The sequence below is a fragment of the Photorhabdus africana genome (genome assembly GCF_035181445.1).
Taxonomy (GTDB): Bacteria; Pseudomonadota; Gammaproteobacteria; order Enterobacterales; family Enterobacteriaceae; genus Photorhabdus; species Photorhabdus laumondii.
Map to the genome: position 1 here is coordinate 1 of NZ_JAXBVE010000321.1, position 223 is coordinate 223.

Here is a 223-nt window from a genome sequence, read left to right on the forward strand (position 1 = left end):
CCGCATGATTGATGCCATTATCCCAAAATATTCATCGCATACCGTCTCTCACGGCGACGCTTTTCTGGCGATGATCCTTAACGGGCTGGGGTTTCACAGCCGGACATTGCATATGTTTTCCGGCTTTTTTCAACATAAGCCGATTGCGCGTTTAATTGGCACTGACATTGAAGCTGAACACCTTAATGATGATGTGCTCGGCCGTACACTGGATGCCTTATAT

The 223-nt window shown here is 47.1% G+C and carries 1 protein-coding gene; it reads left to right on the forward strand.

All coding sequences use genetic code 11. The features are described from left to right. Positions 1–223: DUF4277 domain-containing protein (locus SLS51_RS23930; protein ID WP_323840933.1), on the forward strand; the 223-nt coding region annotated here is incomplete at both ends.